The sequence below is a fragment of the Streptomyces sp. SD15 genome (genome assembly GCF_054462255.1).
In genome coordinates this window covers 158008-182568 of the sequence record NZ_JBTLMO010000017.1, presented here as the reverse complement: position 1 = coordinate 182568, position 24561 = coordinate 158008, and the positions used below count along the sequence as shown (strand labels likewise).

The 24561-nt window shown below is 70.3% G+C and carries 21 protein-coding genes and 1 pseudogene; 8 read left to right on the top strand and 14 right to left on the bottom strand.

Annotated elements, in window-relative coordinates; all coding sequences use genetic code 11:
* The 4 genes and pseudogenes from ACX28W_RS19260 to ACX28W_RS19245 all read right to left on the bottom strand — a co-directional run.
* Positions 1-155, bottom strand: a pseudogene (locus ACX28W_RS19260) (sulfate adenylyltransferase subunit CysD); the annotation flags it as partial.
* Positions 152-703, bottom strand: coding sequence for an adenylyl-sulfate kinase (cysC, locus tag ACX28W_RS19255; protein WP_459000213.1), 552 nt, complete (start codon positions 701-703; stop codon positions 152-154). The pseudogene ACX28W_RS19260 and the gene cysC, both read right to left, overlap by 4 nt.
* 140 nt (positions 704-843) lie before the next feature.
* Entirely contained in the window at positions 844-1662 is an 819-nt protein-coding gene (locus ACX28W_RS19250; protein WP_459000212.1) for a PaaX family transcriptional regulator, read from the bottom strand.
* Positions 1663-1677: 15 nt separating this feature from the next.
* A complete protein-coding gene (locus ACX28W_RS19245; protein WP_459000211.1) occupies positions 1678-3327 on the bottom strand; it encodes an AMP-binding protein in 1650 nt (549 codons plus the stop codon).
* 166 nt (positions 3328-3493) lie between these two features.
* On the opposite strand from ACX28W_RS19245, the gene ACX28W_RS19240 reads away from it, so the two are divergent.
* Both ACX28W_RS19240 and ACX28W_RS19235 read left to right on the top strand, forming a co-directional pair.
* On the top strand, positions 3494-4621 hold the full coding sequence (locus ACX28W_RS19240; protein WP_459000210.1) for an acyl-CoA dehydrogenase family protein: 1128 nt from the start codon (positions 3494-3496) through the stop codon (positions 4619-4621).
* Positions 4618-5016, top strand: a complete 399-nt coding sequence (locus ACX28W_RS19235; RefSeq protein ID WP_459000209.1) for a RidA family protein — start codon at positions 4618-4620, stop codon at positions 5014-5016. The genes ACX28W_RS19240 and ACX28W_RS19235 overlap by 4 nt, the downstream gene beginning before the upstream one ends.
* Positions 5017-5032: 16 nt before the next feature.
* On the opposite strand, the gene ACX28W_RS19230 is transcribed toward ACX28W_RS19235, so the two are convergent.
* Positions 5033-5227 carry a DUF5999 family protein gene (locus tag ACX28W_RS19230; RefSeq protein WP_459000208.1) on the bottom strand — a complete coding sequence of 65 codons (195 nt, stop codon included), beginning with the start codon at positions 5225-5227 and terminating at the stop codon, positions 5033-5035.
* Positions 5228-5469: 242 nt separating this feature from the next.
* On the opposite strand from ACX28W_RS19230, the gene ACX28W_RS19225 reads away from it, so the two are divergent.
* Positions 5470-5901, top strand: coding sequence for a DUF6299 family protein (locus ACX28W_RS19225; protein ID WP_459000207.1), 432 nt, complete (start codon positions 5470-5472; stop codon positions 5899-5901).
* Between the two features lie 126 nt (positions 5902-6027).
* On the opposite strand, the gene ACX28W_RS19220 is transcribed toward ACX28W_RS19225, so the two are convergent.
* The 3 genes from ACX28W_RS19220 to ACX28W_RS19210 all read right to left on the bottom strand — a co-directional run bounded on the left by ACX28W_RS19220 (position 6028) and on the right by ACX28W_RS19210 (position 7195).
* On the bottom strand, positions 6028-6261 hold the full coding sequence (locus tag ACX28W_RS19220) for an NAD(P)-binding domain-containing protein (protein WP_459000206.1): 234 nt from the start codon (positions 6259-6261) through the stop codon (positions 6028-6030).
* Between the two features lie 3 nt (positions 6262-6264).
* Positions 6265-6426 (bottom strand): hypothetical protein, encoded by a 162-nt coding sequence (locus ACX28W_RS19215; protein WP_459000205.1) that lies wholly within the window; start codon positions 6424-6426, stop codon positions 6265-6267.
* A gap of 91 nt (positions 6427-6517) precedes the next feature.
* Complete coding sequence (locus ACX28W_RS19210; protein WP_459000204.1) at positions 6518-7195, bottom strand: SDR family NAD(P)-dependent oxidoreductase; 678 nt, start codon at positions 7193-7195, stop codon at positions 6518-6520.
* A gap of 148 nt (positions 7196-7343) precedes the next feature.
* Between ACX28W_RS19210 and ACX28W_RS19205 the strand changes: the two genes are divergently transcribed.
* Complete coding sequence (locus ACX28W_RS19205; RefSeq protein ID WP_459000203.1) at positions 7344-8042, top strand: TetR/AcrR family transcriptional regulator; 699 nt, start codon at positions 7344-7346, stop codon at positions 8040-8042.
* 378 nt (positions 8043-8420) lie between these two features.
* Here the strand turns inward: ACX28W_RS19205 and ACX28W_RS19200 are convergent, their stop codons facing one another.
* Together ACX28W_RS19200 and ACX28W_RS19195 are read right to left on the bottom strand one after the other, a co-directional pair.
* Entirely contained in the window at positions 8421-9950 is a 1530-nt protein-coding gene (locus ACX28W_RS19200) for a helix-turn-helix domain-containing protein (RefSeq protein WP_459000202.1), read from the bottom strand.
* Between the two features lie 243 nt (positions 9951-10193).
* Positions 10194-10391, bottom strand: coding sequence for a DUF4236 domain-containing protein (locus ACX28W_RS19195; protein ID WP_459000201.1), 198 nt, complete (start codon positions 10389-10391; stop codon positions 10194-10196).
* A 259-nt stretch (positions 10392-10650) separates the two neighbouring features.
* Between ACX28W_RS19195 and acnA the strand changes: the two genes are divergently transcribed.
* Positions 10651-13368: an aconitate hydratase AcnA gene (gene acnA / locus ACX28W_RS19190; protein WP_459000200.1), complete on the top strand. Its 2718-nt coding sequence runs from the start codon at positions 10651-10653 to the stop codon at positions 13366-13368.
* 77 nt (positions 13369-13445) lie between these two features.
* Here acnA and ACX28W_RS19185 read toward each other — a convergent pair whose 3' ends face one another.
* Positions 13446-14456 carry a helix-turn-helix transcriptional regulator gene (locus ACX28W_RS19185; RefSeq protein ID WP_459000199.1) on the bottom strand — a complete coding sequence of 337 codons (1011 nt, stop codon included), beginning with the start codon at positions 14454-14456 and terminating at the stop codon, positions 13446-13448.
* A gap of 56 nt (positions 14457-14512) precedes the next feature.
* A complete protein-coding gene (locus tag ACX28W_RS19180) occupies positions 14513-18220 on the bottom strand; it encodes a S8 family serine peptidase (protein ID WP_459000198.1) in 3708 nt (1235 codons plus the stop codon).
* Positions 18221-18490: 270 nt separating this feature from the next.
* On the opposite strand from ACX28W_RS19180, the gene ACX28W_RS19175 reads away from it, so the two are divergent.
* From ACX28W_RS19175 to ACX28W_RS19165, 3 genes are all read left to right on the top strand, one after another.
* The gene (locus tag ACX28W_RS19175; protein ID WP_459000197.1) at positions 18491-19207 is read left to right on the top strand and encodes a response regulator transcription factor; all 717 of its coding nucleotides are present in this window, start codon (positions 18491-18493) and stop codon (positions 19205-19207) included.
* Entirely contained in the window at positions 19204-20763 is a 1560-nt protein-coding gene (locus ACX28W_RS19170) for a sensor histidine kinase (protein ID WP_459000196.1), read from the top strand. The genes ACX28W_RS19175 and ACX28W_RS19170 overlap by 4 nt, the downstream gene beginning before the upstream one ends.
* 157 nt (positions 20764-20920) lie before the next feature.
* Positions 20921-21805: an aminoglycoside phosphotransferase family protein gene (locus ACX28W_RS19165; protein WP_459000195.1), complete on the top strand. Its 885-nt coding sequence runs from the start codon at positions 20921-20923 to the stop codon at positions 21803-21805.
* A 179-nt stretch (positions 21806-21984) separates the two neighbouring features.
* On the opposite strand, the gene ACX28W_RS19160 is transcribed toward ACX28W_RS19165, so the two are convergent.
* Positions 21985-23244: a vWA domain-containing protein gene (locus ACX28W_RS19160; RefSeq protein ID WP_459000194.1), complete on the bottom strand. Its 1260-nt coding sequence runs from the start codon at positions 23242-23244 to the stop codon at positions 21985-21987.
* Positions 23241-24506, bottom strand: coding sequence for an AAA family ATPase (locus ACX28W_RS19155; RefSeq protein ID WP_459000193.1), 1266 nt, complete (start codon positions 24504-24506; stop codon positions 23241-23243). Before ACX28W_RS19155 ends, ACX28W_RS19160 begins: the two co-directional genes overlap by 4 nt.
* Positions 24507-24561 lie beyond the last annotated feature (55 nt).

Here is a 24561-nt window from a genome sequence, read left to right as displayed (position 1 = left end):
AAGAGGATCACCGGTCGTTCGAACTCGCCCGCGACCTCGCGGAAGATATGGACGGCCTCGGACTCCAGCGCGTCCAGATGCGAGAGCGTGAAGGCCCGCTCAGTCGTCACCGATGTCGATGCGGATGTCGATGCGGATGTCGATGGGGATGTCATACCAGCCCCCTCGTCGCGAGCAGCGCGTGCACCGAGGCAGCGGACTGCTCCGGGGTCTGCAGATGCGTCTCCAGCGTGAGCGCCGGGTCGAGTGGCGGCTCGTAGGGGTCGTCGACACCGGTGAGCCCCTTCAAGTGACCCGCGGCCTGGCGGGCGTAGAGCCCCTTCACATCCCGCTCGCTGCACACCTCGACCGGGGTGGCGACATGCACCTCGATGTACGGGGTCCCGCTCGCCTCGTGTCGCTTCGCGACGGCCTCGCGACTGTCGGCGTACGGCGCGATGACCGGCACCACGGCGAGCACGCCGTTACGCGCCAGTACTTCGGCGACCAGGCCGATGCGCTGCACGTTCGTGTTGCGGTCCTCGCGCGAGAAGCCGAGGCCCGCGGAGAGGAAGCGGCGGATCTCGTCGCCGTCGAGGACCTCCACACGATGTCCCTCGGCCTTCAGGCGGCTCCCGAGCAGCCGGGCGATGGTCGTCTTGCCCGCGCTCGGCAGGCCCGTGAGCCAGACGGTGGCTCCCTGAGCCCTTGCCGTGGTGGTCATACGTGCGGTCCTCTTCCTGTCCTGGCGTACGGCTGATGACGCTAGGTAAGAAACATGAGAAGAGGTGAGGAAGAACCTGAGGGTTCCCTTAGCGGCGCATGATGTCGCCGAGTTCACATCTTTTCTTACGGGCAGGCGAACTACGTGAGTACGTCCGTGAAACTCGCCCCCGCGTCCCGGAGCCGCTCGTGCAGTGCCCGGAAGACGGCCGCCGAGCGGGCGCCCGGCCAGTCCTCCGGCAGCAGCGCGGCGGGCAGCCCGGGGTCGGTGTAGGGGAGATGGCGCCAGGAGTCCAGGGCGAGCAGATAGTCGCGGTACGCCTCCTCGGGCGGCGTGTCCGCGCGTCGCTCCCAGGCGTGCAGCACCCGCGCGTGCTGGTCGAGGAACGCCTCGTGCTCCTTGGCGATCGCCGCCAGGTCCCACCAGCGCGCGACCGCGTCCGCCGTCGCCGCGAAGCCCAGGTGCTCCGCGCGGAACAGCTCCACATACGGATCCAGGTGAAGCCGCGCCAGGGTGTGCCGGGCCTCCTTGTAGTGCCGCGCCGGGGCGAGCCACACCCCGGGGGCCGCCGTCCCGAAGCCGAGACCGGCGAGCCGCGAGCGCAGTACGTGCCGCTTCTGGCGCTCGGACTCCGGCACGGAGAAGACGGCGAGCACCCAGCCGTCGTCCTCGGCGGGCGCCGTCGCGTACACCCGCCGGTCGCCGTCGTCGAGCAGCTGCCGCGCGTCCGGCGACAGCGCGTACCCCGCCGCGCCCGTCGCCGTGCGGGCCGGTTCGAGCAGTCCGCGGCGCTTGAGCCGCGACACCGACGAGCGTACGGAGGGCGCGTCGACGTCGACCGCGGCGAGGAGCCGGATCAACTCGGCCACCGGTACGGGGCCGGGCATGAAACGGCCGTACGCGCCGTAGAACGTGACGATGAGGGACCGGGGGGCGTGCTGCTCTGACACGTTGATCACTCTAGTGCGCGAAGATCACTTGGGGCCGCTGCCCGTGGACAAGTCACCCTCCGGGGAGCGCAGCCGGAACCGCTGGAGCTTGCCCGTCGCGGTGCGCGGCAGCGCGTCCAGGAAGACGAACTCGCGGGGGCATTTGTACGGGGCCAGCTCGGACTTGAGGAACGCGCGCAGCGCTTCCGGATCCCGGTGCGCGCCCGGCCGCAGCACCGCGTACGCCACCACCACCTGCCCGCGCGCCTCGTCGAAGCGCCCCACGACCGCCGTCTCGACCACGTCCGGATGGCGCAGCAGAGCGTCCTCGACCTCGGGGCCCGCGATGTTGTACCCGGCGGAGACGATCATGTCGTCGGCGCGTGCGACATAGCGGAAGTAGCCGTCGGGATCGCGTACATAGGTGTCGCCGGTGAGGTTCCAGCCGTCCCGCACGTACTCCCGTTGCCGCGGGTCGGCGAGATAGCGGCAGCCGACCGGGCCGCGCACGGCGAGCAGTCCGGGCTCGCCGTCCGGCACCGGTGTGCCGTCGGCGTCGACCACGCGCGCGTGCCACCCCGGGACGGGGACCCCCGTCGTACCGGGGCGGATCCGCTCGTCGGCCGCGGAGATGAAGATGTGCAGCAGTTCGGTGGCGCCGATGCCGTTGATGATGCGCAGCCCGGTGCGGGTGTGCCAGGCCTGCCAGGTCGCGGCCGGCAGGTTCTCGCCCGCGGACACACAGCGCCGCAGCGACGTCGTGTCGTACGCGTGCAGCTCCGCCAGCATCGCCCGGTACGCGGTCGGCGCGGTGAACAGCACGGAGACGCGGTGTGCGGCGATCGCGGGCAGCAGGTGCTTGGGGCCCGCCTGTTCGAGCAGCAGGGTGCTGGCGCCGACGCGCATCGGGAAGACCACGAGACCGCCGAGTCCGAAGGTGAAACCCAGCGGAGGGCTGCCGGCGAAGACGTCGTCCTCGTGCGGTCGCAACACATGCTTCGAGAACGTGTCCGCTATCGCCAGCACATCGCGATGGAAATGCATACAGCCTTTGGGCCGACCGGTGGTACCCGACGTGAACGCGATCAGCGCGACGTCGTCGCAGGCGGTGTCGGCGGCCGTGAACGGCTCGTCCGGGGCGCCGGTGATGCGCAGCAGCAGGTCGTCGGGCGAGTCCCCGCCGTACGTCGTGATCCGCAGCCCCGGAAGCCCCGCCCGCGCCAGGTCGTCGACGGACCGCACGTCGCACAGGGCGTGCGTCACCCGGGCGATCTCGCCCATCGTGGCCAGCTCGTGCGGGCGCTGCTGTGCGAGCACGGTCACGGCGACCGCGCCGGCCTTCAGGACCGCCAGCCAGCACGCCGCCAGCCAGGGCGTGGTGGGCCCGCGCAGCAGCACACGGTTGCCGGGGACGACGCCCAGCTCGGCGGTCAGCACATGGGCGATCCGGTCCACGCGGGCGAGGAGCTGACCGTACGTCCACAGGTCGCCGGACGGTGTGCGGAAGACCGGACGCTCCGGGCGCGCGTGGCCGTGGCGGAGCAGCTCGGTGGCGCAGTTCAGCCGGTCGGGGTAGCGCAGCTCGGGCAGATCGCTGATGAGCTGTGGCCACTGCTCGGAGGGAGGGAGGTGGTCGCGCGCGAAGGTGTCGACGTGGGCCGAGGTCTTCGGCCCCAGGGTGTCGCCGGGGTCCATGGAGGTTCGCCCCCTTGTCGTGGTGGGCTCATCAGCTCGTGGCTCGCAGCTCGCGTCTCGCACAAGGAGCGTATCGTGTTGGTGACGACAGTCAATGTCCCACGATAGCCTGGCCTTGCGACCCGACAGGGGGCCTTGCGACCCGGCAGGGGAGAGGGGACCGGCAATGACCGCATTCTCGCTCGATCCGGCGCACACCGCCTGGTGTGCCGAGCTGCGCACGCTGGCGGCGGAGCAGCTGCGTCCGGCGGCGGAGAAGGGTGAGCCGGGCCACGTCAACCGCCCCCTGATCGCCGAGCTGGGCCGGCTCGGTCTGCTCGCCCGGCTGTTCACCTCGGGCGCGCTCGATCTGTGCCTGATGCGGGAGTCCCTGGCCAGGGCCTGCACGGAGGCCGAGACGGCGCTCGCGCTCCAGGGCCTCGGCGCGCACCCGGTGCACACGTACGGCACCCGGGCCCAGCGCGCACACTGGCTGCCCCGTGTCTCGGACGGCAGCGCGGTGGCCGCCTTCGCCCTGAGCGAGCCGGGCGCGGGTTCCGACGCGGCGGCGTTGGCTCTGCGGGCGGACAAGGACGACTCGGACGGCTGGCGGCTCACCGGCGAGAAGTGCTGGATCTCCAACGCCCCCGAGGCCGACTTCTACACCGTCTTCGCGCGGACCACCCCGGGCGCCGGAGCCCGCGGCGTCACCGCCTTTCTCGTCCCCGCCGACCGCCCCGGCCTCACCGGCACCCCGCTCGACATGCTCTCGCCGCACCCCATCGGCGCCCTCGCCTTCGATGCCGTACGGGTGACGGCCGAGGACGTGCTCGGCGAGACCGACCGCGGTTTCCGGGTCGCGATGCACACCCTCAATCTCTTCCGCCCGAGCGTGGGCGCCTTCGCGGTCGGTATGGCGCAGGCGGCGCTGGACATGACGCTCGCGCACACGGCTGAACGCGACGCGTTCGGCGGCAAGTTGAGGGACCTTCAGACAGTGGCCCACCAGGTCGCCGAGATGGCGCTGCGTACGGAGGCGGCCCGCCTGATGGTGTACGCGGCCGCGACGGCGTACGACGAAGGCGCCCCGGACGTGCCTCGGCGGGCCGCGATGGCGAAGCTGCTGGCGACAGAAACGGCCCAGTACGTGGTCGACGCGGCGGTCCAACTGCACGGCGCCCGCGCCCTGCGCCGCGGACACCTCCTCGAGCACCTCTACCGGGAGGTCCGCGCGCCTCGTATCTACGAAGGCGCGAGTGAGGTCCAACGAGCCGTCATAGCCAAGGAGTTGTACGCGTCGGTGGCGGCCTCGTGAGTACCGAGCGGGTCAATCCGCCCGAGCTGTCGCCGCCCACCGGCTTCTCGCACGCCGTCGTCGCCACCGGCACCCGCGTCGTCTTCCTGGCGGGCCAGACCGCGCTCGACACGGACGGAAAGGTGACCGGCGAGACCCTCCCGGAGCAGTTCGAGCGGGCGCTGACAAATCTGCTGACCGCGCTGCGGGCGGCGGGCGGAACCCCGGCCGACCTCGCACGGGTCACCGTCTACGCCACCGACGTCGCGGACTACCGCGTTCACGCTGCCGAACTCGGCCATGTGTGGCGCCGGTTGGCCGGCCGCGACTACCCCGCGATGGCCGTCATCGGCGCCGCCCGCCTCTGGGACGAACGGGCCCTGGTCGAACTCGACGGCTTCGCCGTGCTGCCGTAGGGCCCTGTCGGAGGGATCAGGCGGCGACGGCCAGTTGCTCGGCGAACACCCGGTGCGGAGCGACCACGCGGCCGTCGGGAAGAAGTTCGCCGCTGTCGTCGAAGACGATCGCGCCGTTGCACAGCAGGCTCCAGCCCTGCTCGGGGTGGGCCGACACGATGTGCGGAGCGTTGGAGTCCGCGGACGGGCACAGAGTTTGGTGGCTACACATGGCGCACCTCCACGTCGGATGCGATGAGTGCGGGCGGCGCTGTCGCCGCCTCGCATACGTAAGACCATGCTCTCGCCGCGAACTCACCGGAACCGCCGGTCGAGAAGCGTGACAACACGCGGACAACTCTCGGACGTCCCCATGACGCATGGAGCGGACTCGCCACCAAAGGGGTGACGATCACTGCCCGGGGGCGTGCGGCGGGTACCTCTAAAGCCTGCCACTTCCCAGGAGGTACTTCCATGTCTGTGCGCCAGGTCATCGGCGCGGCCACCGGTGCCGTGCTCCTGCTGCTGCTCGCCCCGACCGCCGTCGCCCTGTCCGAGCCGTCCGAGACGGTCACCGTCGACCCGACCGGTCAGCTCGCGGCCGACGGGACCATCACCCTCTCCGGCACCTACCGCTGTCTGAACGGTTCGGGGCCGGTGCTGGTGTCCTCCTCGGTGTCGCAGGACGATTCCCAGGCGAGCCACGGCATCGGCGGCACCGAGGCGGTCTGCGACGGCACCGAGCACCGCTGGAGCAACTCGGCGAAGCGCGAGCCCGGCACCCTCGAGCCGGGCAGCGCCCGCGTCCAGGCCACCCTGATGGAACTGCGTCCCGGAGCGTTCGGCATGTCGATCCCGACCTTCCACGCGACCCGGGAGCAAGACATCACGCTCGTCGAGGACTGACACGGCAGGCCCGCCGGACGACGCGAAGACGTCCTCCGGCGGGCCCCGTCGTCGCCCGGCGCGCATCATCCCCGGTTGGCCCCGGCGTTCTCGCTTCGCCCGGAGACGTCGTGGCCGCCGAGGACTTCAACGCCGCGCAGCAGGGCGGAGTGGCCGGGATCCGCGTCTCCGCGGGCCACGGCGGAGGCGATGAGCTGGGCGCGATACCGCCGAGGGGGTGGAGGCGCCGAGGGCCTCCTCGAAGTCCGCGGGAGTGCCGCCGACCATGATGGACAGGGTCCCTGCGACCGCACCCGTCTCGCCGCCGGGAGGACTGTTCGCGCAGGTGCGTGCCGGTGGGCGCGCACCTGCGCGAGACACCCGTCAGCCGAGTCGTGGTACGACCGGGCGACCGGTCCGCACACTCCACCGTCCGTCGGCCCGGCTGAGGCGCATCGGATGGTCGAAGCACTTGCTGACCTGATCGCTGGTCAGCACCTCGTCGGCCGGGCCGGAGGCCAGACAGCGCCCGTCGCGCAGCAGCATCACTCCTGACGCGACGCGGCATAGCGGAGGGGCCCGATGACATCGCGGTACTCGGTGAGGCCGTGGGGAGTGCTGGTCAGCCGGTGCGGCGTCAGCCCCTGAAGATTCGCTCGGCTTGGTCGCGCTTGGTGGTGTGCAGGTCCCAGTAGACGGGGGAGATGTCCTCGGGCTGGATCACCGGCTGGCCGGGGATGACGGCGGTGGCGATCGACACGTCGATGCCGATGTGGGCGGCCTGGATGCCGGTGCCGGCCAGTTCCTTGTGCAGGTTGACCGCCCAGTTGCGCAGCGCTGCCGCGGCGGCGTTGACGTTGCCGACCACCGGCACGGGGTCGAGGGAGCCGGCGCCGGTGGTGTAGAGCAGGGTGCCCGCGCCGGCCTCGCGCATTGCCGGCAACACCGCCTTCGTGGCGGCGATCGCCCCGTAGAGCTGGAACTCGATCTCGTGCTGCACGTGCGCGGGTTCGGTCTCGGCCGGAGTGGTCAGAACGACCGAGCCGAACGTCCCCAGCGGGGAGTACTCCAGGACGTCGATCCCGCCGAACTGGGTGGCGGCGTCCTTGAGGGCCTGGGTGAGGGCGTCGCGGTCGAGGACGTCCGCGGGGAACGCGGCGGCGGTGATGCCCTCGGCGGTGAGCGTGCCGACGAGATCGTCGAGCTTCTCGCGGTTACGGGAGATCAGGGCGACGTCGAGGCCGTGGGAGCCGAAAGTGCGGGCGATGGCCAGGCCCAGCTGGGGGCCGGCTCCGACGATGGCGATGCTGGTCACAGCAATCCTTTCGCAAAAGCTGAAGTGGCGGAAACAGGCGAATCTGGATAGGTCTATCCGATTCAAGATCCGGATAGACCTTTCCGGTTCGATGTGGCCACCGTACATCAAAAATGGATAGGGCAATCCGATTGCTAGACTGGCCGGTATGACTCCTGGCGCCCAGCACCCTGACGACACCGCCGCTCAGCCGCTGCGCAGCGACGCCGAGCGCAACCGGGAGCGCATCATCGCCGCCGCCCGCAGGGTGTTCGCGCGCGACGGCCTGGGCGCCTCCATGGCCTCCGTGGCCCGCGAGGCAGGCGTGGGCATCGCCACCATCTTCCGCCGCTTCCCCACCAAGGAAGAGCTGGTCGCCGCCGTCTTCGCCGACCGCATGGACGCCTACGCCGACGCGGTCGCCGTGGCCCTGGACGACCCCGACCCCTGGCACGGGTTCATCGGCTACATCGAGACAGCCTGCGCGATGCAGGCCGCCGACTACGGCTTCGCCGACGTCCTGACCACGACCTTCCCCACCGCCAAGGCACTCGAGGCGCGCCGCAACGAGGCGTACGAGGGCATGGTTGAGCTCATCAACCGTGCCCAAGCGACGGGCCGTCTGCGCGAGGACTTCGACCCCTCGGACCTGGTACTGATCCACATGGCCAACGCCGGCGTCGTCAACGCCACCGGCGACGCCGCCCCCGACGCCTGGCGCCGCGTCGTCGCTCTGTTCATCCAGTCCCTCGAGGCCCCCGCCCGCGGCCTCCTGCCTCCCTCGCCCGAGCACGACGCCCTCTACAGGGCGATGCTCCGCTCCGGCCCGGCGGCCCTCACCGCACCCGCACCGGACGAGACCAACTGACCCCAGGACCGGAACCACTGCGCCGAGGCGCGGCACGACGGCAGCATGTCGGGCCAGGCGGCCTCGGCAAAGAGCTTGGCCGCTGGTATCCGGGTCAACGGACTGGTGCTGGGTGGCGCCCCGGATCGATGATCTTTGAGTGATTCATCGTCGGGCCGCTCGCGAGTTCGTGCCGGAACGCCGGACCTGCCCGGCGATGGCGCCCGCTCAGGCCTCGAGCAGATCCCGGTCGGTGTGGACGAGGTCTGCTGCTTGCGGAGTTGCTCGACCAACAGCCCGGTCCCGGCCCAAGGTCCCAGAGAAGTCCCAGAGATGCCGCCGCACCCCCTCCAGGCCCGCATTCATGCAGGTCGGACAGGGCGCGGTGGCACCCGCCGATCAGATGTCCCGGAACGTCTCGATCTGCGCCCCGATCGAGTTGAGCCGCTCGGCCAGATCCTCGTACCCACGGTTGATGACGTACACGTTGCGCAGTACGGACGTGCCCTCGGCCGCCATCATCGCGAGCAGGACGACCACGGCGGGGCGCAGCGCGGGCGGGCACATCATCTCGGCGGCGCGCCAGCGGGTCGGGCCCTCGACCAGGACCCGGTGCGGGTCGAGGAGTTGGAGCCGGCCGCCGAGGCGGTTGAGGTCCGTGAGGTAGATCGCGCGGTTGTCGTAGACCCAGTCGTGGATGAGGGTCTTGCCCTGGGCGGAGCCCGCGATGGCCGCGAAGAACGGGACGTTGTCGATGTTCAGGCCCGGGAAGGGCATCGGGTGGATCTTGTCGATCGGGGCTTCGAGCTTGGAGGGCCGGACGGTCAGGTCCACCAGGCGCGTACGGCCGTTGTCGGCGAAGTACTCGGGTGTGCGGTCGTGGTCGAGGCCCATCTCCTCCAGGACCGCGAGCTCGATCTCCAGGAACTCGATCGGCACCCGACGCACTGTCAGTTCGGACTCGGTGACCACCGCCGCGGCGAGCAGGCTCATCGCCTCGACCGGGTCCTCGGAGGGTGAGTAGTCCACGTCCACGTCGATGTTCGGTACGCCGTGCACGGTGAGCGTGGTGGTGCCGACGCCTTCCACCCGTACGCCCAGGGCCTCCAGGAAGAAGCACAGGTCCTGGACCATGTAGTTGGAGGAGGCATTGCGGATGACGGTCACGCCGTTGTGGCGGGCGGCGGCGAGCAGCGCGTTCTCGGTCACCGTGTCGCCGCGCTCGGTCAGCACGATCGGACGGTCGGGGGAGACCGTGTGGTCCACCTGGGCGTGGTAGAGCCCCTCGGTGGCGGCGATGTCGAGACCGAAGCGGCGCAGCGCGATCATGTGCGGCTCGACGGTCCTGGTCCCCAGGTCGCAACCGCCCGCGTACGGCAGCCTGAAGTGGTCCATACGGTGCAGCAGCGGGCCGAGGAACATGATGATCGAGCGGGTGCGGCGGGCCGCCTCCGCGTCGATCGCCTCCATGTCCAGCTCGCTCGGGGGCACGATCTCGAGGTCCACCCCGTCGTTGATCCACCGCGTGCGGACGCCGATGGACCCGAGCACCTCGAGCAGGCGGTACACCTCTTCGATGCGGGCCACCCGGCGCAGCACCGTGCGCCCCTTGTTCAGGAGTGTCGCGCACAGCAGCGCGACGCAGGCGTTCTTGCTGGTTTTGACGTCGATCGAGCCGGACAGACGACGTCCACCGACCACGCGCAGATGCATCGGACCCGCATAGCCCAAAGACACGATCTCACTGTCCAGGGCTTCGCCGATTCGAGCGATCATCTCAAGGCTGATGTTCTGATTGCCGCGCTCGATGCGATTGACCGCGCTCTGGCTGGTGCCGAGCGCCTCGGCAAGCTGCGCCTGTGTCCAGCCCCGGTGCTGCCGTGCGTCACGGATGAGCTTGCCGATGCGTACGAGGTAGTCGTCTGCCATGGCGTGACCGTATATCTGATGTGAGATAAAAGAGAAACGGAGTGCGCCCATCCGGGTGATACGGGTCAGCACGGCATGCTCGCAGGGGAGTTCGGGGTACGAATCTCGCTCATGCTTGCGATTCGGTACATACCGGTCCTTGCGGATCGGTATGTACCGGTCGCGTATGTGGGGGAGTTCGGCGGTGTGCAGGCTGCCCGGCGGCCAACTGGTGTGCGCCTGGAGGCTTGAGACTCTCGGGGGTCAGTGCTCCCGTCGGCGCGTCGTGCGGCGCCAACCGAAGGGGCCCGGCAGATTCGTCGACGTGGTCCGGCGCCCGGTGCTGCTGCGCGTGTGCCGCGGCCCGTGCTGCCCTCCCGTGGTGATCGACCAGGAGCGTCGGTTGATGTTCAGTCGCACCCCGGGAAGTATGCGGAAACTCTTGCGGAACGTGAGTGGCATCGGTGCCTCCTCGCTGCGGTGTCAGCCGGGTGCGTCCCGGCCGACACCGGGTACCCCGAAGGAGGCCGGGCATGACCAGCCCGCGCCCATGTACTAGAGTTATCTCGACATCGAGATATCTGCCGAGGCGCCCCGCAGTCGCACGCATCATCGGTCTGGCGGTAAGGGTTACCTAACTTAGCCTTACCTTAACGGATCGGCCAGGAGTATGTGGCGGCAGGATGCGGTGGGTACGCGCACATCAATGAAGGAGACTGTCGTGTCGGCGAACAGCTTCGACGCCCGCAGCACGCTGCAGGTGGGCGACGAGTCGTACGAGATCTTCCGGCTGGACAAGGTGGAAGGCTCGGCTCGCCTTCCGTACAGCCTGAAGGTGCTGCTGGAGAACCTGCTCCGTACCGAGGACGGCGCGAACATCACCGCCGACCACATCCGGGCCCTCGGCGGCTGGGACTCCCAGGCTCAGCCGAGCCAGGAGATCCAGTTCACGCCGGCCCGCGTGATCATGCAGGACTTCACCGGCGTGCCCTGCGTCGTGGACCTCGCCACCATGCGTGAGGCCGTGAAGGAGCTGGGCGGCGATCCCGCGAAGATCAACCCGCTCGCCCCCGCCGAGCTGGTCATCGACCACTCGGTCATCGCCGACAAGTTCGGCACCAACGAGGCCTTCGCGCAGAACGTCGAGCTGGAGTACGGCCGCAACAAGGAGCGCTACCAGTTCCTGCGCTGGGGCCAGACCGCGTTCGACGAGTTCAAGGTCGTCCCGCCGGGCACCGGCATCGTCCACCAGGTGAACATCGAGCACCTGGCGCGTACCGTCATGGTCCGCAACGGGCAGGCGTACCCCGACACGCTCGTCGGTACGGACTCGCACACCACGATGGTCAACGGCCTGGGTGTCCTGGGCTGGGGCGTCGGCGGTATCGAGGCCGAGGCCGCGATGCTCGGCCAGCCGGTCTCGATGCTCATCCCGCGCGTCGTCGGCTTCAAGCTCACCGGTGAGCTCACCCCCGGCACCACCGCCACCGACCTCGTGCTCACGATCACCGAGATGCTGCGCAAGCACGGCGTCGTCGGCAAGTTCGTCGAGTTCTACGGCGAGGGTGTCGCCGCGACCTCCCTCGCGAACCGCGCCACCATCGGCAACATGTCGCCGGAGTTCGGCTCGACCGCCGCGATCTTCCCGATCGACGACGAGACCATCAAGTACCTGAAGCTGACGGGCCGCGACGCCCAGCAGCTCGCGCTCGTCGAGGCGTACGCCAAGGAGCAGGGCCTCTGGCTGGACCCGGCCGCCGAGCCCGACTTCTCCGAGAAGCTCGAGCTGGACCTTTCCACGGTCGTCCCGTCGATCGCCGGCCCGAAGCGCCCGCAGGACCGCATCGTCCTCGCGAACGCCGCCGAGCAGTTCAAGACGGACGTCCGCAACTACGTGGACGAGGTGGACGAGGCGGGCAAGGAGTCCTTCCCGGCCTCCGACTCCCCGGCCGTCCACCCCAACGGTGCGCCGTCCAACCCGGTACAGGTCACCGCCCCCGACGGCTCGACCTACACGATCGACCACGGTGCGGTCACCGTCGCGGCCATCACCTCCTGCACCAACACCTCGAACCCGTACGTCATGGTCGCCGCCGCGCTCGTCGCGAAGAAGGCCGTGGAGAAGGGCCTGACCCGCAAGCCGTGGGTCAAGACCACCCTCGCCCCGGGCTCCAAGGTCGTCACCGACTACTTCGACAAGGCGGGGCTCACCCCCTACCTCGACAAGGTCGGCTTCAACCTCGTCGGCTACGGCTGCACCACCTGCATCGGCAACTCCGGCCCGCTGCCGGAGGAGGTCTCCAAGGCGGTCAACGACCACGACCTGGCCGTCACCTCGGTCCTCTCGGGCAACCGTAACTTCGAGGGCCGCATCAACCCCGACGTCAAGATGAACTACCTGGCCTCCCCGCCGCTGGTCGTCGCGTACGCCCTCGCGGGCTCCATGAAGGTGGACATCACCCGCGACGCGCTCGGCACCGACACCGAGGGCAAGCCGGTCTACCTGGCGGACATCTGGCCCTCCGAGGCCGAGGTCAACGACGTCGTGGCGAACGCCATCGGCGAGGACATGTTCAACAAGTCCTACCAGGACGTCTTCGCGGGCGACGCCCAGTGGCAGGCGCTGCCGATCCCGAGCGGCAACACCTTCGAGTGGGACCCGCAGTCGACGTACGTCCGCAAGCCCCCTTACTTCGAGGGCATGACGATGGAGACCACCCCGGTCTCGGACATCGCCGGCGCGCGCGTCCTCGCCAAGCTGGGCGACTCGGTCACCACCGACCACATCTCCCCGGCCGGCGCGATCAAGGCCGACACGCCCGGAGGCAAGTACCTCACGGAGCACGGTGTCGAGCGCCGCGACTTCAACTCGTACGGTTCCCGTCGCGGCAACCACGAGGTCATGATCCGCGGTACGTTCGCCAACATCCGCCTGCGCAACCAGATCGCGCCGGGCACCGAGGGCGGCTACACCCGCGACTTCACGCAGGCCGACGCGCCGGTGGCGTTCATCTACGACGCCTCGCGCAACTACATCGAGCAGGGCATCCCGCTGGTCATCCTGGCCGGCAAGGAGTACGGCTCCGGCTCGTCCCGCGACTGGGCCGCCAAGGGCACCGCGCTCCTCGGCGTCAAGGCCGTCATCGCCGAGTCGTACGAGCGCATCCACCGCTCGAACCTCATCGGCATGGGCGTCGTCCCGCTCCAGTACCCGGCGGGCCAGTCCGCCGAGTCCCTCGGACTGACCGGCGAGGAGGCCTTCTCCATCACCGGCATCACCGAGCTGAACGACGGCACCACGCCCGGCACGGTCAAGGTCACCACCGACACCGGTGTGGAGTTCGACGCGGTCGTCCGCATCGACACCCCCGGTGAGGCCGACTACTACCGCAACGGCGGCATCCTGCAGTACGTGCTGCGCAGCCTGATCGCCAAGTAAGCGATCCGGTACGGCAGTTGGGCCGCACTCCCCGCTCCGGGGGTGCGGCCCTTCGTGTGCACGTACCTCTACACCAGCTACACCCAGCCCCGCTGAGCGGCCCGCACTCCCAGCTGGAACCGGCTCGCCGCCCCCAGCCGGTCCTGCAACTCGCTCACCCGTCGCCGCAGGGTCCGAAGGCTCACCCCCAGATGGCGGGCCACCGCCTCGTCCTTCATTCCGGCAGCCAGGAGCCGGGTCAACGTCCGCTCGCCCTCGGAGAGTTCACCGTCGCCGACTCCCTGGCCGAGTGGCGTCGCCTGCTGCCAGGCCAGGTCGAAGAGCTTCTGCAGCGCCTCGGTCACCGCCGAGTGCCTGACGACCGCCGCACAGTAGCCGCCGGCGTCGGACGCGGTCAGCGGAAGCATCGCCCGACGTCCGTCGACCACCAGTAACTTGACCGGCACCGAGGGCAACACCCGGGCCTGCTCACCGAGTTCGACCATCTTCCAGGCGTGGAAGAGGACGTCCGGATCCTCCAGGGCCGTCGCCGCGTAGACCGTGCGATACACGATCCCGCGGCTGAGCAGATCGGACTGGAGGTCCAACTGCGGGGTGCGCGGGGCCAGATACGGGGGAGTGTCGAAGACGCACACCTCGTGCTCGGCGCGCGCGTACAGCTCTTCCAGACGGGCCGCGTTGGCGCCCTCTCCGGAGACCACCTCGACCAGCCGGGACGGTTCCTCCCGCAGCAGCCCCGCCTCGTACGAGGTCGCCATCTCCTCGGCGGTGGCGGCGAGCAGTTCGGACTCCGTCTCCCGCTGCCGGATCATCGCGCGGATCGCCACCCGCGGGTCGACCGCCCGTAGCCCGCCCATGGAGTCCGGCGGTTGCAGCAGACCGAGCGCGAGCAGGCGGTTGCAGGACTCGCGGACCCGGGCCGGAGCGGCGCCGGTCAGCAGCGCCCAGCCTGCCGCGCCGGCGTCGGGCTGGTGGAGGATCGCCTGGTACACCAGCTCGTCGAAGGCGGAGACCCCCACCGCGGCCCAAGGGCTCGCGGCAGGGGTCTGTCTTACCGTGTCGTGCGCCATGTCGTGTGCCGTGTTCATGGCTCGGCACGCTAGAGGATCCTTGTTAAGGCTGGCGCACAAGTTACAGGTGTCGCCTACTTCAGACCGAAGGCCCGCAGCACGGTCTGGTCGATCCCGTTGCCGTCCCGGTCGGCGGCCCGCACACGCAGCGACACCGACTCGGCGCCCTTGGCGGCCTTGAACCGTGCCTTGCCGCCCTGGACCTTCACCTCCTTCCAGGAGGTGCCGTCGTCGTAGGAGACCCAGGCTTTCAGGCTGCTCGCCTTCACGCTTCCCAGTTGGTTCGCGACCGGCAGCCCGATCTCCAACTCCCGTCCCTTGTCGGCTCGGTTGAGGAGGTCCAGCCCCTTCGGGGCGATGCCGACGGTGAGCAGCGGCAGCGCCGTCGAGGTGTCGGTGTGCGCAGAGGCAAAGGTCCACTCGGTGTGTGTGCTCGTGGAGTACTTGGCCCAGGCCGCCCGGCGCTGCACGTCCAGATCGAAGCGGTACGAGGCCTTGTCCGCCGCCACGTCGAAGATGCCGTACCCGCCGAACGTCGAGTCACCGACCAGTTGTCCGTCCGCGTAGAGCTTGCCCTTCGCGGTGCTGTCGGTGCCGTTGATGTATCCGTAGTGGCCCGGCGTGGAGTCGGTCAACTCCGCCACCGACATGGTGAGTTTGTCGCCGGTGCGTTCGGAGAGGCCGTACTCCTCGCTGGTTCCCGGGCGGATGACCTGGCGCAGCCAGTTCTCCGTCGTCTTCTCCGTGCCCGCCTCGCTGAAGGTCCGCAGCGGGCTCCACTGGCCCCTGAACGTATTCCAGTTCGGATAGACGACGTGCCAGGTACGGGTGTCGGGGTCGACGTAGTAGTACTCGTCGCGTTCCGTGCCCAGTTCCATGTAGTCGCTGCTCTCGATGGCGAAGAGCTGCCAGGGGCGGTAGGTGTACAGGGTGTCCGCGCCGATCTCGCCGGCCGTGGCTCCGTAGTAACGGGCCGTCCGCTTCGCCGTGTTGGAACTGTCCAGGCGGTATGTCTGGTCCGCGGAGATGCCGCCGCTCTGTGCGGCGAGCAGGTTGTAGACATACGGACTGACCGGCGTGCCGCCCAGCTTCAGCGTGACCTTCTTGCCGGTCTTCAGCAGGCCGGTGAGCTTGGCGCCCTCCTCGCCGGTGGCGATCATCAGCGGGACGGTGGTCGCGCGGTCCACGGCCTCGATCCAGAAACCGGGTGTCTTGCGGTACGCGATGAGGTAACCCGCACCGGCCTTGGTCGCGTTGTCCAGAGCGCTCTGTGCCCGCTCCGTGGCACCGAGCGCGACCACCGCGACCTTGCCCTTGACGTCGAGGCCCGCGAAGTCGGCCTCGGTACCGCCGCCCGCGTCCACCGCCCGGACCTTGTGGTCACCGCTGATCTTCAACGGGAAGTCCTCGTACGTCTGGGAGTAGTAGAGCGAGGACAGCTCGGTCTTCTCCGGGCTGGTGACGCTCGCCGTCAACTCCTTCGCGTACAGCCGGAACTTGGCGGAGAACTCCAGGCTTCCTATGGTGACCTTCGGGGTCGGCGCCACATAGACGTGCTTGGTCCAGAAGCCCTGGCTGTAGGTGAGCCCCCAGCCGTTGCCCGCCCCCTCGCGGTGCACATTGGTGCTGAAACCCTGGAACTCGGAGTCCTGCTTCGTCTTGGGCTTGATCTCCACCGCCTTGCGGGCGTCGAGGACGACCTCGGTGTCCCCGCCCACCTTGATCTCGGGGCTGCTGACGACCGAGGTGCCGACGGCCGCCCCACCCGCGTCCCGGTCCGGGATCCAGGTCGAGATGGCGTAGGTGCCGGCCGGAACCTGCCAGGTCCAGCCGGTGCCGAGGAAGCCGTACTCGTCGGGGTAGGCGCCGTTCAGCTCCATGAGCGTGTAGATCGACCCGCCGGTGGGCGGCTTGCCGTCGCGGCCCAGGAGCGAGACCTTGAGGTCGTACGTCTTCGGCGCCTTCTCGAAGCCGACGCCCGTGGTGACCTGGATGCCGTCGGCGGTCGCCGTGATGTGGCCCGCGTACCGGCCCTGGGCCTCCTTCGCCGGGTCGACGCCGACCGGGACCGTAGCGGTGCCCTGCGCGGGCACGGTCAGCGTGCCGGCGCCCGGCGTGACGTCGGCGAGTGACGACGAGATCTTCAACTCCACCGCTTTGTCCGTGGTGTTGGTGTACGTGATGTCCTTGGTGACGACCCCGGTGTCACCGTCCTCGAACTTGCCGAAGCTCAGCGCCGAGGTCGCGAAGACGTTCTGCCCGACCGCCCGTACGACGTCGACCCGGCCGTCGCCCTGCTCGAACACGGAGTTGTCGGCGTTCGTCTTCGCCGTGCTGGCCAGGGACTGCTTGATCTGCTCGCCCGTCCAGTCCGGATGGGCCTGCGCGACCAGCGCCGCCGCACCCGCGACATGCGGGGTCGCCATCGAAGTACCGTTCGCCGTCGTGTAGTTGGCGTCGACCGGCGTGCCCATGGTGGTGCCCGCCGCACGGGCCGCCGTGATGCTCACGCCCGGCGCGGTGATCTCCGGCTTGACCGCGAAGTCACCGGGGCGCGGACCACGGCTGGAGAACGAGGCCAGCTTGTCGGACTTGTCGACTGCGCCCACCGTCAGCGCCGAGTCGGCGATGCCCGGGGTGCCCACGGTCTGCTCGTAGGGGCCCGCGTTGCCCGACGCGATCACGAAGAGGGTGCCGGTGGACGCGGACAGCTCGTCGACGGTCTCACTGAGCACGTCGGAGGGACCGGTCGCCGTACCGCCCAACGACATGGAGACGATCTTCGCACCGGAGTGCGCCGCCCACTCCATGCCCGCGATGATCCACGAGGACTGGCCCTGGCCCGCGTTGTTCAGCACCTTGCCGACCAGCAGCTCCGCGCCCGGCGCCACACCCTTGCGCTTCCCGTCCGAGGCCGCGCCCGAGCCGACGATCGTGGACGCCACATGGGTGCCGTGGCCATGGCCGTCCTGCACCGCCTGGTCCGGCACGAAGCTCGTCGACTCCGCGATCTTCCCCGCGAGATCCGGGTGCCCCGCGTCCACGCCCGTGTCCAGGACCGCGACCTTGACGCCCTTGCCGTCGTAACCCGCCTGCCACACCTCGGGCGCGCCGATCTGCGGCACGCTCACGTCGAGGGACGCCTTGACCTGGGCGTCCAGCCAGATTTTGTCGATGCCGTCGCCGAGCTGCTTGGCGGCCTTCGCGGTGGGCTCGGTGCCGAGGGCCGGGGCGATGTCCGACCAGAAGGCGGTCGACTTCTTCGCGCTCAGCGCGGCGCCGTCGATCCCGGGCAGCGCGAGCGTCCGGCGCGCGCCGTCGGGGGTCGCGCTGCCCTTGTCGTACGTCGCGATCACCGGGGTGGTGCCGGTCCTCGTGTCCGTGTAGCCCTGTTTGACCAGCTGGGTGACGTTGAACAGGGCCGGGTCGAGGCGGCCCGCCTGGATCAGCGGGATCGCGTCCGCCGGCAGGACGCTGACCTCGCCGTTCTTCTCGCTGGACAGGAAGGTGGCGGCCTCGCGGCCCTTGCCGCGCCGGACGTCGACGGCGGACTTGCCGTCCGGGCCGACGGTCAGCGACACGGTGTCGCCGGTGATGAGGGTGACGGTCTGGGGGCTGATGGCGCCTGGCGTGGTGACGCTCTGCGCGGTCGTGGGGCCCTGCACGGGCGTGGCGCCCGGCTCGGTGGCCGGGGACGCCGAGCCGGCCGCCGCGGGCGTGACCGCACCCGCGAGCAGTCCGGCCGCCGCTGCCACGGCCCAGAGGGCGTGGAGTCTTCGCATGTGTGGACTTCCTCCCCTGAACGCTGAAATCGCTTCCGGCCTGGTAAGCGGAAGCCAGTGATCAGAGTGAGTGCTGGGTGGAAAGCGGCTCAAGGGATTCCTGTGGCCGGGGCGTGCCAATGCCCCCTTCGGCCAAAGCAGTTGGCGGCCCGCACGGCTCCCTTCCCCGCGCACCACCGGGGGTTCCGTCCGGCCGTGGGCGCGCTGTCCCACGGCTGCGGCTCAGCCGGAACACAGGGCTCTCTCAGCGGACCGGGACAGGATCGTCACATGTATGGCACCCGAAGCGACCGCGTCCGTGTGCTGATCGTCGACGACGAGCCCGCGCTCACCGAGCTGCTCTCCGTCGCCGTCACCGAGGCGGGCTGGCGCCCCTATCCGGTCGGCGACGGACACAGCGCGCTGCGCGCCGCGCGCGGCTGCGCCCCGCACGCCGTCGTCCTCGACGGGATGCTGCCCGACCTGGACGGCCTCCAGGTGCTGCGCAGGCTGCGGTACGAGAATCCGAAGCTGCCTGTCCTCATGCTGACCGCACGCGACGCGCTGGAGCACCGCATCGACGGGCTGGCCTCGGGCGCCGACGACTACGTGACCAAGCCCTTCTCGCTGGAGGAGGTCGTACTGCGGCTGCGCGGGCTGCTGCGCCGGGCCGGAGCGGAGAAGGCGCGGACCGACGACGCCGTCCTCGTACTCGGGGATCTCGTACTGAGCGTGGAGACCCATGAAGTGCACCGCGACGGTACGCCGGTCCAGCTGACGGCGAAGGAGTTCGACCTGCTCAGCCTGTTGCTGAACCACCCGCGGCAGGTGTTGAGCAAGGCCCAGATCCTCGACCGGGTGTGGAGCAGCTCCTTCGACGGCGGCGGGAACCTGGTCGAGGTCTACATCTCCAGCCTGCGCCGGAAGATCGACAAGGGGCGCGCGCCGATGATTCACACGGTCCGCGGGGCGGGGTACGTGATCAGGCCCGTGGAGGACGGGAGATGAGCCCCCGACCCGGCGGAAGCCGACGGACGCACGGGCGTTCACTGCGGGCCCGGCTGAGCGGGCGTTCGCTGCGGACCCGGCTGCTCCTCTTCATCGCCGCCACCCTGGTCGCCGTCTGCGCGGCGATGGCCGTCACCACGGTCTTCGCGCAGCGTGCGTATCTGCTCGGCAATCTCGACCAGCGTGTCACCGACGCCGCCGAGCGCGGCCAGGGTGGCCTGCAGAACCGGGTCGGCGACGCCACGGACCTGGGGTTCCTCAGCGAGCGCGGGCAGGCCGTCGGCACGCTCGCCGCCCGGTTCGACGACGACGGGAACATCACCGCCGCCGAGGTCGTCACCCAGGAAGGCGGCCAGCAGGCCCTCACCGCCGCCCAGCGCGCTGCCCTCGCGGGCATCACCACCGACGGCTCGCTGCACACCCGTACGGTCCCCGGCCTCGGCAGCTACCGATTGACCGCCCTCGGCGGCGACGGCATTCCCGTCCTCACCGGGCTGCCCATGGGCGATGTCCAGGACATGATCAGCGGCCTGCTCGTGGTCGAGGCCGTGGTGGCCGCCGTCGGCCTCACCGCCGCGGGCTGCGTCTGTGCCGTCGTCATACGGCGGCAGCTGCGCCCCCTCGGGCGTGTCGCCGCCACCGCCGTCGAGGTCTCCCGCTTGCCGCTGGGCCACGGTGAGGTCGTCGGCCTCACCCGGGTACCCGAACGCGACACCGACCCCGGCAGCGAGGCCGGTCAGGTCGGCGCCGCGCTGAACCGCATGATCGACCACGTCGAGTCCTCGCTCGCCGAACGCCAGCGCGGCGAGGAGGAGATGCGCCGCAGCGAGGAACGCATGCGCCGCTTCCTCGCCGACGCCAGCCATGAACTCCGTACACCGCTAGCGTCCATCGCCGGCTACGCGGAACTGATGAACCGCGGCACCGAGAAGATCGAGCCGACGCTCGCGTGGCGGCGCGTCTCCGCCGAGTCGGCGCGGATGACCGGCCTGGTCGAGGACCTGTTGCTGCTCGCCAGGCTGGACGAGGGGCGGCCGTTGCAGTCGGCCGAGGTGGACCTCGCGGCGCTGGTCGCCGAGGCGGTGTGGGACGCGCGGGCCGCCGGGGAGGGTCACAACTGGCAACTGGAGCTGCCGCTGGATGCCCCGGCCCTGGTCGTCGGTGACGAGGCGCGGCTGCACCAGGTGGTGGCCAACCTGTTGGCCAACGCCCGTGTGCATACGCCTGTGGGTACGACCGTCGTCGCCTCGGTGGAGGCCACGGATGTGTCCTGCAGGATCCGCGTACGCGACGACGGCCCCGGCATCCCGGAGCACCTGCTCCCGTCGGTCTTCGAACGCTTCACGCGGGGCGACACGTCGCGCTCCCGCGGTGGCCCCACCCAGGGCGGCTCCGGCCTCGGACTCGCCATCGTCGCGGCGGTCACGGCCGCCCACGGCGGCCGCATCCAGGCGGAAAGCACCCCTGGCCGCACGGAGTTCACGATTGAACTGCCACCGGCCACCAGCCCCACGGCCCCGAACCCGGCGCCCACCCGTGCTTCGGCGTCGGCCTGAGCCGGCGCCCGCGCGGGAAATGAGTTGACGGGTGATGTCCCGGAACGCTCGTATAGCCGTCGGCACAACCCTCGCTCCCGTCCCTCCACGCATTCGTCGTCCATGACACGTGGTGGAATCGCCTCGCTCCAGGAAGGTGCTCATGCGCGCTGGCAAGATGCACGCCGACGAGCCGGACGTCGACACCACTCTCGTGCATCGGCTGGTTGCCGCGCAGTTTCCGCAGTGGGCGGGCCTTCCCGTCGAGCCGGTCGATTCCGCCGGCACATCGAATGCCATGTACCGGCTCGGCGAAGACATGGTTGTGCGGCTCCCTCGCGTCGCGGGGGCCGCCAACGATGTCGAGAAGGAACACAGGTGGCTGCCATGGCTCGCCCCGCCGCTTCCGGTCGCCGTTCCCGTGCCGCTGGGCAAGGGGACGCCCGCGGAGGGCTATGCCTGGCCGTGGTCCGTCTACCGCTGGCTCGACGGCGAGAATCCGGCCATCGGGCGAGTCGCCCAACCCGGCTTGCTCGCACAGGATTTGGCGGAGTTCGTCGCCGCGTTGCACCGGATCGAACCTGCGGACGGGCCTCCTTCCTATCGCAGCGAGCCGCTGGCGACGCGGGATGCCGCGACACGGGCCGCGATCGCGGAAGTGCGGGGAATCGTCGACGCCGACGCGGCGACCGCCGCATGGAGCACAGCCCTGCAGGCCCCCGCTCGGCCCGGTCCGGCGGTCTGGATCCACGCGGATCTGCAACCAGGAAATCTGCTGATGCTCCATGGGCGGCTCAGCGCCGTCATCGACTTCGGATGCCTGGGGCTGGGCGATCCCGCCGTCGACCTGATCGTGGCGTGGTATGTGCTGCCGACCGAAGCGCGAGGCGCCTTCCGGACCGCACTGGAGGTCGATGACGCGGCCTGGGCGCGAGGTCGCGGCTGGGCACTGTCGATCGCGCTCCGCGAACTGCAGTACTACCGGGACACGAACCCGGTCATGGCAGGTGTCGCACGACAGGTCATCCACGAAGTCCTCGCCGATCAGGAACAGGCTGGGTGACACCAGCCGTCGAGTGATGCCCAGGGCCGCCTTTCGGCGGTGTACTCGTCCAGGGGGAGTCCAGGCCCTCGGGGTCGAGTCGGCGCCCGGCCGGATCGACCCGCTCCAGCCGCATCGTGCGGATCCGAAGAGATTCGTGCGGATTCGAAGCGCTTCGTCCGCGCCCTTTCCTGAGGGGCTCACCGAGCGGCGGGACCCGACCCGATGACCACCACCCGTGCCCACTCGGGCGGCGAGTCCGGGACGTATTCGGGATTGTCCTCGTCCCACGACCCGTCTCCGTGCTGCCGGGGGAACAGACCCACCACCGTCCGGCACGACGGCTGTGCGCTCGGCCAGGGCGTCTGCCCGTCGGTCAGGACCACGACGACGTCCGGCCGGGGCCGCGCCCGGAGCGCCTTGGCGAAGCCTGTGCGCAGATCCGTCCCCCCGCCGCCCAACAGCGGTATCCCCTCGGCACGGCACAGCGGGTGCACGACCTGGGCCGCCGCGTCGCACGGCAGTACGGCGACCAGGTCGCGACGGCCGCCCACGGCCCGGGAGATCGCGGCAACCTCGCGCAGTGCGCTGCCCAGTTCGGCGTCACTGACCGACCCGGAGGTGTCGATGATGACGGAGACCCGGGGCGGCTTGCGCCTCAGGCTCGGCAGAACGACACCGGGAATCCCGGCCGAGCGCCGCGACGGCCGGCCGTAGGTGTAGTCCTCGCCCGAGCCGGCGCCGGAGCTCGCCGAGCGGACCGCCGCGCCCAGCAACTCCCGCCACGGCTGGGGCGGTTGGAACGCCTCCTCGGCCCACCGCTGCCACCCCTGCGGGGTGTTCCCCGGACGGGCCTTGATGCCCTGCGCCACCCGGAACCGGACCGCGTCCCGTTCCTGCGCGCTGAGGCCGTGCGCGCCGTCCGGTCCCAGCTCCCAGTCCCTTTCCAGCCCGTCGGCGCCGCTGCCGCAGTCCAGCCAGGCGAGGTTCTGCGTACGCGGCCCGAGCCGGAACTGGCGCAGGTAGTCCTCCATGAGCTGCCCCTCGGGCAGTTTCAAGAACGCCGGCGTGACAGCGTCTTCGGGCCGGACCAGCCCGTCACCGAACGCGTCGTCGTTGATCTCGCAGTCCGCGGCGATGTTCATCCGCAGCCGTTCCCCGGGGCCGGTCAGCCCGCGCTCCCGTGCGACCCGGTCACTGCGCCCGTGATGGTCGCGCAGCAGGTGCGACACCTCATGCACCCATACCGCGGCCAGTTCCTCCACGGGCGTACGGTCCACGAACGCCGGTGAGGCGTAACACCGCCAGTGCCGGTCGACGGCCATCGTCGGTACGTGCCGCGACTCCACGGTGTGCAGAGCGAACAGCGCGGTCGCCAGGTAGGGCCGGGCCCGGGCGGCGTGCAGCCGGGCGGCGAAGAGCTTGTCGAGGTCCAGCGTCCTCGGTGCGTACGGGGTCATCGGCCGGCCTTCGTGGCGAGCGCGGCGGCCCGGGTCGCCGCGCGGTCCGCTCGCCGGGACAGGGACACCGCTCCGGCGAGCCGTTCGATCGACGCCGGAACGTCCCAGTCCTCCTGGCGCAACGAGGCGAGTGTGGTCGCGGGGACGACCACGAGGTCCGGGGCTCCGGTGTCCAGCGCCCGGACGAGGAGCGCCCACGCGGCGTCCCAGCGGGACTTCTCCGGGCGGCTGCGGACCGCCGCCACCACACCGTCGAGCACGGCCTGGCGCAGATCCCCCCGTTCGGGCAGGGCGGCACCCGCGGGGTCGGCGAGCAGCGTCTCGGGGTCCGGAAGGTCCATCCGGTCCAGACTGGCCAGCAGCTCCAGCCCCGGACCGTCCCCCACGGTGCCCCTGACCAGCATGGAGAGTACGTCCCGTGCGGAGCCGGCCGCGGTCGCGAAGGCGATCAGACTCAGGGTCATGTCCCAGCTTCGAGGGGACGGCCAGGGGCCACCGCGCCGCGTTTCGTTGCTGGGCAGCCGGTGCACGAGCCCAGGGCGCGCGGAGAGAAGCCCGCACACCGCACGGCGGGCGAAGTCCACGGCCTCCGACAGCTTCACCGGGTCGAGCCGGGGCAGTGTGGCCCGGGGCCACGTCCCGCCGAGGCCGCGTACGACGACCTCGTGGTCGTGGGTCCACTGGAGATGGACGAACCGGTTGGCCAGGGGCGGGCTCAGCTCCCAGCCGTCGGCCGCCGAGGCCCGCGGATTGGCGGCGGCCACGATCCGGACCCCGGGCGGCAGTTGCAGGGCGCCGATCCGCCGCTCCAGCACCAGGCGGAGCAGGGCGGCCTGAACGGCCGGTGGCGCGGTGGACAGCTCGTCCAGGAACAGCAGACCTCGGCCGGCCCGTACCAGTCGCACCGCCCAGTCCGGCGGAGCCATCGGGACGCCCTGTTCGGCGGGATCGTCGCCTACGACGGGCAGCCCCGAGAAGTCGGACGGCTCGTGCACGCTGGCGATGACGGTGGTCAGCGGGAGGTCCAGGGCGGCGGCGAGCTGGGTCAGGGCGGCGGTCTTGCCGATTCCCGGTTCACCCCACAGCAGTACGGGCAGGTCGGCGGCCACGGCCAGTGTCAGGGCCTCCAGTTGGGTGTCGGGGCGCGGTTCGGTGGTGGTGTCGCGCAGCAGGGCCAGCAACTCGCCGGCGATGTCGAGCTGGGAGGCGGGGGCGGGGTCGGCGGGGATGTCGGTGGTCGCGAAGGGGGTGTATGAGGGCATGTTTGATCACCTTTGGGCTCGTGGCGAGAAGACGAGAAGTAGGGGGTGCGGGGGA